Source organism: Bradyrhizobium sp. dw_78 (assembly GCF_018449525.1).
Lineage (GTDB): Bacteria > Pseudomonadota > Alphaproteobacteria > Rhizobiales > Xanthobacteraceae > Bradyrhizobium.
This window is the reverse complement of the sequence record NZ_JAAVUS010000005.1, coordinates 273,661-288,700: the sequence shown is the minus strand read 5'-3', so window position 1 is coordinate 288,700 and position 15,040 is coordinate 273,661. Positions and strand designations below refer to the sequence as shown.

12 protein-coding genes are annotated in these 15,040 nt (G+C 62.2%); 3 read left to right on the top strand and 9 right to left on the bottom strand.

The window, feature by feature from the left end; all coding sequences use genetic code 11:
* Positions 1-116: 116 nt before the first annotated feature.
* From HB630_RS15695 to HB630_RS15685, 3 genes are all read right to left on the bottom strand, one after another.
* Complete coding sequence (locus tag HB630_RS15695) at positions 117-3,089, bottom strand: EAL domain-containing protein (protein WP_213773158.1); 2,973 nt, start codon at positions 3,087-3,089, stop codon at positions 117-119.
* 335 nt (positions 3,090-3,424) lie between these two features.
* Positions 3,425-4,921 (bottom strand): sodium:solute symporter family protein, encoded by a 1,497-nt coding sequence (locus tag HB630_RS15690; RefSeq protein ID WP_213773157.1) that lies wholly within the window; start codon positions 4,919-4,921, stop codon positions 3,425-3,427.
* Between the two features lie 18 nt (positions 4,922-4,939).
* Positions 4,940-5,143: a DUF3311 domain-containing protein gene (locus HB630_RS15685; RefSeq protein ID WP_213773156.1), complete on the bottom strand. Its 204-nt coding sequence runs from the start codon at positions 5,141-5,143 to the stop codon at positions 4,940-4,942.
* 10 nt (positions 5,144-5,153) lie between these two features.
* Here HB630_RS15685 and HB630_RS15680 point away from each other — a divergent pair, with 10 nt between their 5' ends.
* Together HB630_RS15680 and HB630_RS15675 are read left to right on the top strand one after the other, a co-directional pair.
* Positions 5,154-5,387, top strand: coding sequence for a hypothetical protein (locus HB630_RS15680; protein WP_213773155.1), 234 nt, complete (start codon positions 5,154-5,156; stop codon positions 5,385-5,387).
* Between the two features lie 160 nt (positions 5,388-5,547).
* Positions 5,548-6,618 carry a peptidyl-alpha-hydroxyglycine alpha-amidating lyase family protein gene (locus tag HB630_RS15675; RefSeq protein ID WP_213773154.1) on the top strand — a complete coding sequence of 357 codons (1,071 nt, stop codon included), beginning with the start codon at positions 5,548-5,550 and terminating at the stop codon, positions 6,616-6,618.
* Positions 6,619-6,755: 137 nt separating this feature from the next.
* Here HB630_RS15675 and HB630_RS15670 read toward each other — a convergent pair whose 3' ends face one another.
* From HB630_RS15670 to HB630_RS15645, 6 genes are all read right to left on the bottom strand, one after another.
* The gene (locus HB630_RS15670) at positions 6,756-7,943 is read right to left on the bottom strand and encodes an acyltransferase (protein WP_213773153.1); all 1,188 of its coding nucleotides are present in this window, start codon (positions 7,941-7,943) and stop codon (positions 6,756-6,758) included.
* Between the two features lie 40 nt (positions 7,944-7,983).
* A complete protein-coding gene (locus tag HB630_RS15665; protein ID WP_249780875.1) occupies positions 7,984-9,204 on the bottom strand; it encodes a serine hydrolase domain-containing protein in 1,221 nt (406 codons plus the stop codon).
* A 152-nt stretch (positions 9,205-9,356) separates the two neighbouring features.
* The gene (locus HB630_RS15660) at positions 9,357-10,268 is read right to left on the bottom strand and encodes a LysR family transcriptional regulator (protein ID WP_213773151.1); all 912 of its coding nucleotides are present in this window, start codon (positions 10,266-10,268) and stop codon (positions 9,357-9,359) included.
* 172 nt (positions 10,269-10,440) lie between these two features.
* Entirely contained in the window at positions 10,441-11,298 is an 858-nt protein-coding gene (locus HB630_RS15655; protein ID WP_213773150.1) for a D-amino-acid transaminase, read from the bottom strand.
* Positions 11,299-11,405: 107 nt separating this feature from the next.
* Complete coding sequence (locus tag HB630_RS15650) at positions 11,406-13,070, bottom strand: thiamine pyrophosphate-binding protein (RefSeq protein ID WP_213773149.1); 1,665 nt, start codon at positions 13,068-13,070, stop codon at positions 11,406-11,408.
* A 266-nt stretch (positions 13,071-13,336) separates the two neighbouring features.
* Entirely contained in the window at positions 13,337-14,464 is a 1,128-nt protein-coding gene (locus tag HB630_RS15645; protein WP_213773148.1) for an alkene reductase, read from the bottom strand.
* 109 nt (positions 14,465-14,573) lie between these two features.
* Here HB630_RS15645 and HB630_RS15640 point away from each other — a divergent pair, with 109 nt between their 5' ends.
* Positions 14,574-14,957 (top strand): winged helix-turn-helix domain-containing protein, encoded by a 384-nt coding sequence (locus tag HB630_RS15640; protein WP_213773147.1) that lies wholly within the window; start codon positions 14,574-14,576, stop codon positions 14,955-14,957.
* Positions 14,958-15,040: the final 83 nt, after the last annotated feature.

The following is a 15,040-nucleotide window of genomic DNA, read 5'->3' as shown; positions in this document are numbered from 1 at the left end:
ACAACGGCCTGATCTGCCCTTGCGGAATTTGACGACGCCCGCGCCGTATTACAGCGCGATCGCGCCGCTTGCATGGATCGCGTTACGCTGAAGCTTTGCGGCCACGCGCGCGCGATCTATTCCGCAAACAGAACCGGGGCGCTGCCCGCCGGCTGCAGCGGCGGGGAAGCCAGCAGCGGCGACGACCGAAGCAGATCGGCCAATTGCTCCGGCGGCAGCGGCCGGCTGAACAGGAAGCCCTGCATTTCGTCGCAACCATGCGTCCGGAGGAACGCCTCCTGCTCGCTGGTTTCGACCCCTTCGGCGACGACGGTCATTTCCAGCGCCTTGCCCATGCTGATGATGGCCTGCGCAATCGCCTTGTCTTCGGAATCGTCGGGAAGATCGCGGACGAACGACCTGTCGATCTTGAGCGTATCGATCGGAAACTGCTTCATCAGCGACATCGACGAATAGCCAGTGCCGAAATCGTCGATCGCCAGGCGAATGCCGCGGCTCCGGATCTCGTCCAGCGTCCTGATCGCACGCGTGACGTTGCGCATCATCATGCTCTCCGTCACCTCGAGTTGCAGCAATACCGGCGACATACCGCTTGCGGCCAGCGCTTCGTCGATATCGTGCAGCAGATTTTCATCCGTGAACTGCCGCGGCGACAGGTTCACCGCGACCGACACCGGACGCAGCCCACGGCGTTGCCAGGCCATGTTCTGCGCGCAGGCCGCCCTCAGGGCCCAGCGTCCGATCGGAACGATCAAGCCGGTTTCTTCAGCCAGCGGAATGAACTGTCCGGGCGGCAGAAGGCCATATTCGGAATGGGACCAGCGCAACAGCGCCTCGACGCCGGTGATCTGGCGGCTCGCCAGATCGATCTTCGGCTGATAATGCAATGAGAATTCGTTGCGCTCCAGCGCATGACGCAGGCAATTTTCCAGCGTCAGCCGCTCGATCGACGGCATCTTCACCTCCTTGGTGAAGAAACGGAAATTGTTCTTGCCGTCTTCCTTGGCGAGATACATCGCCATGTCGGCATTCTTGGTCAGCGTATGGACGTCGGAGCCGTGTTCCGGGAACATCGCGATGCCGATGCTGGCGGTGGCGTGACATTCATGACCGCTCAACCGAACGGGCTGGCTGACCGCCCATAGCAGCCTGCCGGAAATTTCCTCGATCTCGCGGAGCGCGGCAGAATGTTCGAGAATCACGACGAACTCGTCGCCGCCGAGACGCGCGACGATGTCGCCCGGGCGCAGCGTCTGGCGCAGCCGCCTGGCGGTTTCCACCAGCAATCTGTCGCCGGCTTCATGGCCGAGCGAATCGTTGATGACCTTGAATCGATCGAGATCGATGAACAGCATGGCGAACCGCAGTTCACGATGCTGCGCCGCCTGCATCGCCGTTTGGAGCAGCGCGTTGAATTTCTCGCGGTTGGGCAGCCCGGTCAGGCTGTCATGCGACGCCAGATATTCGATCCGCTCGTCCGCCCGGGCTTTCTCGTCCGCGCGGTCGAAATTATCGAGGGCGAATGAAATGTTGTCGGCGATCCGCTGCAGCAGGTCGACCGCCGTCGGCGTAAACGCGTCCTTTTCGGCCGCGCAAAACAACAGGATGCCGACTGCCTGACCACGGTTGAACAGCGGAAATGCCGCGACCGCGCTCGTCCCGTTCTGCCGGTTCGATTCGTGAAAAAAAGCGCCGCGCGGATCCGCCAGAAAATCGTTACTGATGCACGGCTGTCGGGTACGAAACGCGATGCCGCTGATGCCGCTGCCCTCGGGGCAATCCTCCTTGACGGACAGCCTGCCGTTCCTGGCCCTTTCCGCCGTAGGGCCCGCCGTGGCGACGATATTGAGAAAATCATTGCCGTCCTGGACCAGGCCGATGCTGGTCGAGGTGAATTTGCCGCCATTCGCAGCGGCCTCGCAGACCAGTTCGAACAGTTCGGACCGCGACTTCGCCCGCATGATCGCTTCGTTCGTGGTGCTCAGCGCAGCGAACATCCGGGTCAGACGCTCTTTTTGCTCCTCGATCCTGGTTTTTTCATCCATGCGATCGAAGCTGCCCAGCGCAAACGACACATTTTCCGCCAGACGCTGCAACAATTCGATTAGTTCCGGCGTGAAGGTGTCGCGCTCGGTCGAATTGAAAATCAGCACGCCCTGCGATCGACCGCCGCTGAGCAACGGCATGACCGCCGAGGAGGCCACGCCGCTGCGGCGCGCTTCCCGGTGCCAGGGCCGGGTGCGTTCGTCGGCCAGGACATCGTTGCTGAAACAGGGTTGCTGCGTCCGGAATGCCGTTCCCGCCAAACCGCGCCCTTCGGGTATCGTGGCCGTCGTCGCGAATTTACGATTCCTCATTTCGCTGGAATCGTCGCCGCCCGAGGCGGCGATATAGAATAGATCGGTGCCTGGACGCACAAGAGCCACGGATGCGGAGTTGAACTTCGCGCCCTGTACCGCGGCGGCGCAGACAAGATCGAACAGCTCCTCTCGCGACCTGGCCCTGACGATTGCCTCGTTGGTGGCGCTCAGCGCGGCAAACATCCGCGACAGCCGCTCCCGCGCCGCCTCGTGCTCGAAATTGTCGAGCGCGTAGGAGATGTTCGCCGATATACGCGCCAGCAGCGAAACGGTCTGCTGGTTCAGCGAACCCGGCTCGCGCTTGGTGACGAGCAGCACGCCGACGCCGCGACCGTTACAGGTCAACGGCAACGCCGCCGCCGCTCCGACCTGCGCATCGCATGCGCCCTGCCGCCACGCCAGCGAACGCGTATCGTTCAGAAAATCATTGCTGATGCAGAGCCTTTGGTCGCGAAAGGCCTGGCCGCAAACCCCCGACCCTTCCGGCGTATCGGCCACGATCGAAATATCGATCCGGCGCAGCCGCTTGATGTCCTCGCCGAAACCCGAGGCAAAACGGAGCATGTCGGTGCCAGCCTCCAGCAAGAAGACGGCCGTCGCCAGAAAGTCGCCGCTGGAGAAGGCCGCGTCGCAGACCTGCTGGTAGAGTTCTTCGGGCGATTTCGCATAGAGAATCGCTTCGTTGGTCGCGCTCAACGCCGCAAATGTACGCGTGATATCCGTATCCAACGCCTCGCTCCTGAGGCCATTCTTTGCCTATCCAAAGCGGATTTTATGGGTATCGGCGACCTAAATGCCCGTTAAAAACAGCCCAAGTTACGAGTCAGAGTAAACACAGTACAAATAACGGCAGCTAAAAAACGCTACAGGGGCGATCTGCCGTCAAAATTGCCGGTTTCTGATCAACGTCTTGGCAACTACGGTTATTCCGTGATCAGGATGTGGACTGCGTTGAAAGCCCATGACGGACGGACACCGGCATCCAGGTCCGGGCAAACCTTCGCCCGAACCTAGTCTCTGCGTTATCATCTCGCGGTAAAACGAGCCGAGGCGGCCTCGCGGTCTCAGGTTGGAGCCGTTACGCGCTGCCGGCTCGGCAATAGCCAAGCGAGGATAACCGTGGCAACCACGGCAACGGCAATATTGAGGATCAGCGCGCCAAGCCCGACATAGAACGTATAGCCAACGCCGCTGAGATTGATGGTCGCCAGCGGCTTCAACCCGTTGCTCCACGCCGTCCAGGATCCCCAGCCGATTCCAACCGCCCAGCCGAGCAGCAGGCCCTCGGGGCGGAACCAGCGCGTGAACAACCCAAACACCAGCGCCGGGAAGGTCTGTAGAATCCACAGGCCCCCGAGCAATTGCAGGTCGAGCGCGTATTGCGTCGGCAAAAACAGGATGAAGGCCAGCGCGCCGACCTTGACCACCAGCGACGCGATCTTGGCGACCGAAGCTTCGCCGGCGTGGCTGATATTGGGGTTGACGTAGGACTTCCAGACATTGCGCGTGAACAGATTGGCCGCGCCGATGCTCATCACCGCGGCCGGCACCAACGCACCGATCGCGATCGCCGAGAACGCAAATCCCGCGAACCATGATGGGAACAGCACCTTGAACAGCATCGGCACCACGTCGTTCGGCGACGCCACCTTGATGTGGGCCGCATAGGCCATGTAGCCGAGCAGCGCGATCAGGCCGAGCAGCAGCGTATAGGCCGGCAGGAAGATCGCGTTCTTGCGGATGGTATCGGCGGATTTGGAAGCGAAGATGCCGGTCAGCGTATGCGGATACATGAACGCCGCCAGCGCCGACCCCAGCGCCAGCGTGGCATAGGGCAGCATCTGCGCGGGCTGTAGGGTCAGGCCGGTCGCGCCGCCCTTGACCGCGAAAGCATCGCCCGCGGCCTTGAACACCGCGCCGTATCCACCGAGCTGCCACGGCACCACCACCACGGCCACCAGCACCACGATATAAATCATGATGTCCTTGACGAAGGCGATCAGCGCCGGCGCCCGCAGGCCCGAACTATAGGTGTAAAGCGCCAGGATGATGAAGGAGGCGACGATCGGCAATTCGCCGGTCAGGCCCATCGCCTTGATCACCACCCCCATGCCGATCAATTGCAGCGCGATATAGGGCATGGTTGCGACCATGCCGGTGATGGCGACCGCCAGTTCAAGGCCACGCGAATTATAGGTGCCGTGGACCACGTCGGCCGCGGTGACATGGCCATTGGCATGCGCCACCTTCCACAGCACCGGCATCACCGCGAACACGAAGGGATAGACGATGATGGTATAGGGCAAGGCGAAGAAGCCGTAGGCGCCGACCGCATAGACCAGGGCCGGCACGGCGATCACGGTGTAGGCGGTATAGAAATCGCCGCCGACCAGAAACCAGGTGATCCAGGTGCCGAACTGCCGACCGCCCAGCCCCCATTCGTCAATATGGGCGGTGACCGGGCCGGACCTCCAGCGCGCCGCGAAAAATCCCATCACCGTGACGAGCAAAAAGAAGAAAACGAAAACCGAAAGCGCAACCCACTCGATCTGATCAGCCATGACTATACTCTTTGCGGGTTACGGCGTTTCGTCGGGAGTCTGGCTGCGATGGACCAGCCAGATCAGCAACGAAGCAATCGGCACCCACGCGAGCTGGTACCAGTAGAAGAACGGAAAACCGAACAGCGCCGGCTCCTGGAAGTTAAAGAACGGCACCCATAACAGGCCGATAAAGGGCAGCAGCAACAAGACCCACACAGGCAAGCTCCAGACATGCGCCATCTGCCGAGACGTGGCGGACGGCTTTCTCGTTGGCGATTTAGAAGTAGACCGCCGTTCCGTCCAGCATATTCGCAGTAATGATCGTCATAGCTGGATTGCGGAGGGGATTTTCGCCATCAATCCCGGCGCATCTGCGTTCCCTTCGCTGCAACGCCAGAGAAATGCTGCAGGTGCGAACAGAAAAGCTGCGTTGACGTTGAGCAAAAGCGCCATGCTGCACGCCGCCATGCAGGACGGCATTTGAATGTCCTGCCAAAGCCCGGCCGTTCGCCTGCACGCAGGCCATGCGCCGGACGAGGAACGGTCATGACACGCGACGCGCCTGCAAAGGAGGACGGGACGTGCCATAGACTGGCGTGCGCTTCTAACAACAAACACAACGAACGCTTCCGGGAGAGAATAGCATGAAGCATTGGCTGCTCGGTGTTCTGTTGCTGGCTGGATCGCCTGCCTTTGCGCAACAGAACGTACCCACGATCCCCTTCGAGTCCGTCCCCAATCCCGTCAAGCTGCCGACCAACATGTATTTCGGCGAGGTGTCGGGCGTCGCCGTCAATTCCAAAGGGCATGTCTTCGTGCTGTCGCGCGGCAACACCACCGGCCCGGCCTATGCGGCCGCCGCGGCGCAGCTCTTGGAATTCGACGCCAAGGGCAGCTTCGTCCGCGAAATCGGCAAGAACCTTTACGCTTGGTCATTCGCTCATGCCGTCAAGATCGATCCGCAAGACAATATCTGGGTGACCGACAAGGGCTCAGACATGGTGATCAAGTTCGATCCCGAGGGCCGCGTCGTCATGGTGTTCGGCCGCAAGCAGGAAGCCTCCGACGACGACACCGGGCCGCTCAAGCATCCGAAACCGCCCTTGCCCGCCGAGGATGGCCGGTTTCGCCAGGTCACCGATATCGCCTGGGACAAGGCCGGCGACACCTTCATCAGCGACGGCTACATCAACTCCCGCGTCGCCAAGGTGGACAAGGACGGCAACTGGCTGAAATCGTGGGGCGAGCGCGGCACCGGGCCCGGCCAGTTCAATACCCCGCACTCGATCGCGACCGACGCCGACGACAATGTCTATGTCGCCGACCGCGGCAACCACCGCATCCAGGTGTTCGACAAGGACGGAAAATTCCTGCGCCAGATCGTCATCGACATCCCGGTGCCGCCGGATGCCAAGCCTGCGATCGGCAAGATTCCGGATCAGGCGATGCTCGCCGGCGGCACCTTCACGCCGGGCTCGCCCTGGGCGATCTGCATCACGCCGCCGCCGCATCAGGTGCTGTATAGTTCGGATGCGTGGCCAGGACGCATCTACAAGCTCAGCCTCGACGGCAAGGTGCTCGGCATGCTCGGCCAGTCCGGCAAGCAGCTGAAGCAGTTCGGCTGGATCCACGCGATGGCGTGCCCGTCGGAAAACGTGATCTATGCGGCCGAATTGCTCAACTGGCGGGTTCAGAAGCTGATTCTGAAGCCCTGACGCAGAGGCGCAGCAAGACATCTATCGTCATTCCGGGATGGTGCGGAAGCACCAGACCCGGAATGAATCTTGAGATTCCGGGTTCGATGCTTCGCATCGCCCCGGAATGACGACCACAGGCCACCCAGAAGCAAACTTCAAATCATCCGCGCCACGAACGGGATCTTGCGCAAGAGCACGACGCTTGCCCAGCTCAGCGACAGCGTGCCGGCGAAGACGATGATGAATTTGACGAAAGCCGGCAGCGCGTAGTCGTACATCGCATATTGCAGCCAGATGATGAAAATGTAGTGGACGAGGAAGATGCCGTAGGCCGATGGCCGCAGCGCATCCATCCAGTTCCAGCTCGCCTTCGCAAAGCGCAGGAACAGCGACGGCTCCGTGAACGTCATCGCGGCGCTGAATAGCGCAAAGGCAACGCCGTAGCCGACCCGCCAGGACAGTGGCGGCGAATTGAAATCGGCCACCCAATTGTGGTGGATGTAAACAAGCGCGAGGATCGCGCCATAGAACAGCAGCGCAAAGCCCGCCCAGACCGGCCAGCGTTTCGCCACCTCGCCATTTTCCGCAAGCACGCCGGTCCTCAAATTGACCGCGCCGACGCCGACGCCGGCAAGGAAATAACCGGCATATAGCAGGATACGGCTGGTCTGGATCGGAACCGGATAGCCGTCCGGCTCCAGCCAGCTTGCGTCGCCGAAGGCCAGCCGCATCGGCAGATAGATCGCGATCGAAAAGATCGAGAAAGCGATAAAGGCCGGCACCGCCCGGTCGCGCGCCGAGAAGATCAGTTCGCCGAGCGCCTGGATGCTGCCGGGCGCGACCGCCCACAGCAGCGCCGCGATCGCATCGAGCGCCAGCAGCACCCACAAGAACCATGACGGCCCCGAAGGCCACGGCCCGACCGTGAGCGTGTGCCACCAGAAATGGAAAAAATTGAAATCCGTCGTCCCCGGCAGATGATAGCGCAGGAAGGTCGGATAATAGGCAATCGGCATCAGCACGAAGATCGACAACAGGAACGGCACCCCGAGGCGCCAGGCGCGGTGGCGAATGAAGCTCGCCGGCCCGTTTCGCATCAGGCTGTCGCGGACGAACAGGCCGGAAATGAAAAACATGCAGGCCATGAAGAAACTGTCGTTGAACAGCACGACCAGATCGAACCCGAGCCAGCGGGCATGGTCGCCGTCGCCGAAATAAGTGTAGTTGACGACCGAATGGTGCAGCAGCACCAGAAGCGTGATGCAGGTTCGCGCCCGGTCGAGCGCTGCGATACGCGCCGGCGCTATCGTGATCTGATCGCTTCCGTCCGGTTTCCGCAGCATCGGTTGCATTCCCAGCGTGGCCATCCGATGGCCGGTTGGCTCATTTCTCGAACGCGTCGTAAATGATCTTCTTCACCGTGGCGTTGACACGCTGACGCCCCGACGGGGAATCCTGCATCACGACGAAGAACATGTCCTCGGCGCGATCGACCACGAGGTAGACGCCGGTGGCACCATCCCATTTGATCTCGCCAAGCGACCCCGGCGGCGGGGTAACCGCAAGCCCGGGATCGGTGCGAACCCCGAAGCCATAGCCAAAGCCAAAGCCGTCGCCGGGATAATAATAATAGTTGCGCGCCACGCCCGTTCCCGGACCGACGTGATCCGTCGTCATCGCGGCAAAGGCCTTTCGGCTCAGGATGGTTTTGCCATCCAGCGTGCCGCCGTTCAGCAGCATCTGACCATAGCGGGCGAAATCGGAGATCGTTGAGACCATGCCGCCGCCGCCGGATTTCCATCGCGTGACATCGAGCGAGTTGCGCTCGACATGCCGGTCCTTGGGCAATGGCTGCGCGTAGCGCGCCCGCTCGGCCGGATCGGTCAGGAAGAATTTTGTCGTGGTCATGCCAAGCGGATCGAGCAGGTTCTGCTTTTCGAACTGATAGAGCGATTGACCGGAAGCGACCTCGATCACACGGCCGAGGATGTCGGTCGAATGCCCGTAATCCCACAACGTGCGCGGCTGTTCGGCCAGCGGCACCTTGGCGATCCGTTCGGCGAATTCGGCGTTGTCGAAATCGCCGAGATAGATTCCGTCATAGGCCGCTTTGACCAGACCGTAATCGCCATAGAAGCCGTAGGTGATGCCGGAAGTCTGCAACAGCAGATCCTCGATATTGACCGGCCGGCGCAGCGGCACCAGATCCAGCACCTGCCGGCCGGATTCGTCCTTCCGCTCGACGCCGACCTTCATGTTGGCGAAGGACGGAATGTATTTGCTGACGGGATCGTCGAGCGCGATCTTGCCCCGGTCCACCAGGATCATCGCCGCCACGCTGGTGATGGTCTTGGTCACCGAATGGATCGGAAAAATCGCATCCGGCGTCATCGGCGTTCCCGCATCGACGTCGCGCCTGCCGAAATATTTGAAATAGACCGGCTGGCCGTGACGCTGGACCAGGACGATGGCGCCGGGAATTCGCCCCGCGGCCACCTCGCCATTGATGAAATCATCGATCGGCGCGAGCTTCCCGATCGACAGTTGCGCGCCGGGCTGCGGCCCGAACGGGACACCGGCCGCGAACGATGGGCCCGCAGCCATGACAGCGGCGGCTACCGCACCGACCAATAGGACAGAGCGTCGAAGCAATTTGCGCAAAAACATCGGCCCGCCTGATCGATCGTTCGGATCAACCGACGTTATTGCATTGCTCGCCACCAATCCAGATGGCGGATGCCGGCCACGAAAGCCCGTTACGAATAGGGGTCGATCAGTTTCTGCTGCTCCGCGCTATGCTGCGCGAGAAGATCGATGAAAGTGCGAATCTTCACGGATAAATGATGACGATGTGGATAAACCGCATTCATCGAGAATTGCACCGGCCGGTATTCGGGCAATAGCCGAACCAGCCGCCCCGATTCGAGATCGTCATAGGCCAGAAATCCTGCGGCAAGATAGATGCCGACACCCTGCAGCGCCGCCATTCGCAACGTGTCGCCGCTGTCGGAGATCAGATTGCCGGATACCCGCACCGCGACCGGCGCACCCTTGCTGTCGGTGAAATGCCACTCATCCTTGTAGGGATAGAGCGCGTGGCGAACGCAATTATGTCCGGCGAGTTCGGACAACTCTCGAGGCTGGCCATGTTTTTCGAGATAGCCGCGCGAACAGCACAGCACATGCCGCCAGGTCGCCAGGCTGCGGACGATCAGGCTGGAGTCGGGCGGTTGCGTGAGCCGGACCGCAAGATCGAACCCTTCATCGATCAAGTCGATATTCCGCTCGCCCATGATCAGATCGACCTTGACGTCAGGGTAGGAACTGAGGAAGCCGGCGACCATCGGTGAAATGAAGGGAACGATGTGGGTCGCGACATAGATGCGCAACGTTCCCCGCAGGGTCGATTGCAGCGCGCCCGCGATATCGTCCGCCTGCTCGAGGTCGGCGAGGATTTGCGTGCAGCGATCGTAATAGGCCTTGCCGACCTCGGTCAGGCTGACTTTCCGGGTCGTGCGATGGAGCAGCCGGGCGCCGAGATGGTCCTCGAGCGCCTGCACGTGATTACTGACCATCGTCGTCGATATGTTGAGGCGGCGGGCGGCGGCCGAAAACCCGCCATTCTCCACGACCCGGACAAAAGCCGTCAGACTGGTCAGCCTATCCATAGAAGCCTCCGATTATCCACCCTCATTGGATAATCTCTCCGATTTCTCTCGGATTATCATATTCGCCGTCACATTGCATCTTGCCGCCGCGCAGGGCCCGCCGGCGGAACCGCATTTTCTGGAACATGGAGGTGGCGTATCGAGGTGGCGTGATGCGATGGGCCGCGCAGTTTCACACCGCGGTGGCGCGGGCGAAATCCAGGTAGATCTCGCGCAAGCGAGTGGCCATCGGACCGGGTTTGCCATCGGCTATCGGCTTGCCGTCAACGCTCACCACCGCCTGCACGAACAGGCTTGCGCTGGTGATGAAGGCCTCCTTCGCCGCCAGCGCCTCCTGAACCGAGAACGGCCGCTCCTCGACGCGAAGCTGGCGCTCTTCGGCCAGCGCCACCACCGCCTTGCGGGTGCAGCCCGGCAAGATCGCGCTCGAATTCTGCCGCGTCACCAGCACGTCGTCCTGCGTGAGAATAAACGCCGACGACGATCCGCCTTCGGTCACCAGGCCGTCCTCGATCATCCAGGCCTCGCTGGCGCCGGCTTCCGCCGCGGCCTGCTTGGCCAGCACCTGCGCCAGCAGCGCCACGCTCTTGACGTCGCGGCGCGCCCAGCGGATATCGGGCACGGTGATCACGCGGATGCCGGTCTTGGCCGACGGCGCGTTGACGATATCCTTGGCCGAAGTGAACATGATCAGGGTCGGCTTGACGCGCTTCGGAAACGCGAAATCCCGCCCCACATCGGCGCCGCGCGTCACTTGCAGATAGACCATGCCGCTGACGAGGTTGTTGCGCGCGATCAGTTCCTTCTGAATCTCCTGGATTCGATCGATCGTTTCCGGCAGTTCCAGCGCGATCTCACCGACCGAACGCTGCAACCGCGCGAGATGTGATGCATTGTCGATCAGCTTGCCGTCCAGCACGGCCGCGACTTCATAGATGCCATCGGCGAACAGGAAGCCACGGTCCATGACGGACACCCTGGCTTCCGCGAGAGGCACGAACGAGCCGTTGACGTAAGCGATCTGATCCAAGCCAATTCTCCCGGCGGGCTGCGGTTGCGCGCATCCTATACCGAATCGCTTGCGCGCAATCCATGACCGGAAATGATCGCCTGCCCGACGGTCCGAGCGGATCGCGCTCAGTTCACCGAATGATTGACCATGACCTCGATCAGTTTGGTCCCCGGCCGCCTGAACGCCGACGACAGCGCGGACTTCAACTCCTTGGGATCGGTGATCGTCATCGCCTCCAGCCCAAGCGAGCGGGCGACGCCGGCAAAATCCACCGGCGGATCGATGAAATCCATGCCGACATAATGATCGTCGCCATGAAACGCGAGCAGCCGCTGCTTGATGATGCGGTAGCCGCCATTGTTGATGATCACGAAGGTCAGCGGCAGCTTGTGATTGGCGGCGGTCCACAGCGCCTGGATCGAATACATCGAACTGCCGTCGCCGGAGAAGCACACCACCGGCCGGTCCGGGTTCGCAAGGCTGACGCCGACCGAGGCCGGCACGCCCCAGCCGATGCCGCCCGAGGCCAGCGCATGATAGTCGTAACGGTCGCGATAGGGGCGCAGCGCGGTCATGTAGCGTGAGGAGGTCAGGGCCTCGTCGACCAGGATGGCGTTGTCGGGCATCGCTTCGACCACCTGCAACGCCAGCCAGTCCGGATCGATCGGCGAGCGGTCCCCGGCCCTGGAAATTTCCTCGACCAGTTTCGCGCGCCGCGCGGTCCAGTTCTTCGCCGCCAGCGCAGCCATGCCCTGTCTGGCGCGGGTCTCGAGCGCCGAACCGCCCGCGGCCTTCAGCGCCGGGATCAGCGCGCGCAGCGTTTCCTTCACATCTGCCTTCAACGCGATCTCGGCGCCGTAATTCTTGGCGAGGTCCCAGTCGACCAGGCCGACCTGAACGATCGACAGCCCGTCAGGCAGCGGATCGACCTCAGAGAACACCGACATGCGCAGCGGATCGGCGCCGAGCACGATCATGAGATCGTAAGGCGACAGCAGGTCACGGACCTGCTTTTGCAGCCGCGACAGCGAACCCATGTAGCACGGGCTCTCCGACAGGAAATGCGATCCATAGGGCGTCGAGCACTGATAGGCGGGCGCGCCGAGCGTGGCGGCGAAGGCCGCGGCCTCCTGCAACGCATCGCTCTTCACGATCTCGTCGCCGGCGATGATGACCGGATTTTGCGCTTTCAGGATGCGCTGCGCCAGCGCCTGCAAGGCGTCGTCGGAGGGACGCACGCGGGCATCGACACGGGTCGAGCGGCCAAGTTCGATGCCGGCCTCGGCATTGAGGATGTCGCCGGGCAGCGAGATGAACACCGGCCCGGTCGGCGGCGTGGTCGCGATCTTGGCGGCGCGGCGCACGATTCGCGGCAGGTCCTCCAGCCGCGTCACTTCGACCGCCCATTTCACCAGCGGCTCGGCCATCTGCACCAGCGGGCCGTACAGCACCGGCTCCATCAGGCCGTGGCCCTGCTCCTGCTGGCCGGCGGTCAGGATCATCGGCGTGCCGGTGAACTTCGCGTTGAACAGCGACCCCATCGCGTTGCCAAGGCCGGGCGCGACATGGACGTTGCAGGCGACCAGGCGGCCGGAAGCGCGGCTGTAGCCATCGGCGATCGCGACCACCAGGCTTTCCTGCATCGCCATCACATAGGTGAGGTCGGGATGGTCCTTCAGGGCGTGCATGATCGGCAGCTCGGTGGTGCCGGGATTGCCGAACAGATGGGTGATTCCCTCGTCCTTGAGCAACGCGAGAAAGGCCGAGCGCCCGGTAATGCGATACTTCATATGTTTCCTCCAGCCCGCGGCCGTTGCCGCCGGGATCGGCGACAACATGGCCGATCTTTGCTGGGGAGATCAATGGAGGCCGGTCATGGCTGCCCTGCACGGACGGGATCAGGCGCTCGCACCAAAATATCGCTTCGCGGCCGGAGCGCGTTTTCTTTTTCGAGCGCGGCTCAATTCACCTGCTTCACGCCCTCGTCACTTCGGGATGCGCCATCGGCGCAGGCCCGTCCCGGAATGACGAGATCATTGGCAATGACGTTGCCAACTCAGGCCCGCGCCAACTCATCATAGGCGGGATAATCGGTATAGCCGGCCGCTTCGCCGCCGTAGAAGGTCGCGCGGTTGTAGGGCGCCAGCTCGTAGCCGCGTTGCAGGCGGCGCGGCAGGTCCGGGTTGGAAATGAAGAGGCGGCCGAATGCGATTGCATCGGCGTGACCCGCGGCGATCGCCGCATCGGCCGTTTCGCCGGTAAAGCCGCCCGCGGTGATCAGTTTTCCGTTCCAGATCGGCCGGAACAGCACCATCGCCGAAGGCACGTTCTGGTGGTTGACCTCGGCGCGCCCCGCCCCGCTCGAGCGTGGCTCGATGAAATGCAGATAGGCAAGGCCGAGCGGATTGAGGGCCTTGACGACGTGGCTATAGAGCGGCATCGGATCGGGTTCGCCGCTGTCATTGGCGACGCCGTAGGGCGACAGCCGCACGCCGACGCGATCGGCGCCCCAGACTTCGATCGCGGCTCGCGTGACGTCCATCAGGAAACGCGCACGGTTCTCGATCGATCCGCCATATTGATCGGTGCGCAGGTTGGTGCGCGATTGCAGGAATTGCTCGATCAGATAGCCGTTGGCGCCGTGGATTTCGACGCCGTCGAATCCGGCGGCCAGCGCGTTGCGCGCCCCTTGCTTGTAAGCACCGATGATTCCGGGAATCTCGCTTGTCTTCAGCGCGCGCGGCGTCTCGTAGGCGACGGACTTCCCGTCGGCCGTCATGGCCTTCAGTTCAGCCGAGATCGGCACCGCCGACGGCGCCACCGGCAGCGCGCCGCCCGGCTGCAACGAGGAATGCGAGACGCGCCCGACATGCCAGAGCTGGAGAAAGATAAAGCCGCCCTTGGCGTGGACGGCATCGACGACCTTGCGCCAGCCTTCGATCTGCTGTTCCGAATAGATGCCGGGCACGCCCGGATTGCCGAATCCGGTCGCCATCACGGGCGATGCTTCCGCGATGATCAGGCCGCCCGGCGTGGCGCGCTGGCCGTAATATTCCGCATTCAGCGGCCGCGGCGCCAGGCTCGGTTTTTCGGCCCGCATCCGCGTCAGCGGCGCCATCACGACGCGGTGCTTAAGCTGGCAGCGGCCGATTTCGAGCGGTGAAAACAGCGATGGATAATTCATGCCTGCGCTCTGAAAATTATTCCGTGAACCGGATATGGTGCCAGCTTATCTTGTTCGCAAAAGGCTTCAGTGGCAATGTCGGCCGGGTGAAGCGAGAGGCAAGTCTTCCATGCAGAAATCCGGCGCCCGACCGCTTCCTTCCCTCAGCGTCCGCATCGACCTCGACGCGGAAGGCCGGATCGGGCCGGGAAAAATCCTGCTGTTGGAGAATATTCATACCTGCGGCTCGATTTCGGCGGCGGGGCGCGCGATGGATATGTCCTACAAGCGGGCCTGGGATCTGGTCGACGAAATCAACCGCATCTGCCGGCAGGCCGCGGTCGAGCGCCAGACCGGCGGCAAGAACGGCGGCGGAGCCATGCTGACGCCGTTCGGCCTCTCGCTGGTTGCGCGTTACCGCAAGATCGAGCGCGACGCGGCCCACGCCGTCAAGAAAGAACTCGAGGCGCTGCAATCCGACATCGGACGGCCGAAGAAAAGCGCCAGCCGGTAGAGCGTTTTCGAGCGAAGTGGAAACCGGTTCGCGTGAAGAAAACGCGTCAAAACAAGAATCTGGAGCTTCGGTCTGATTCAATC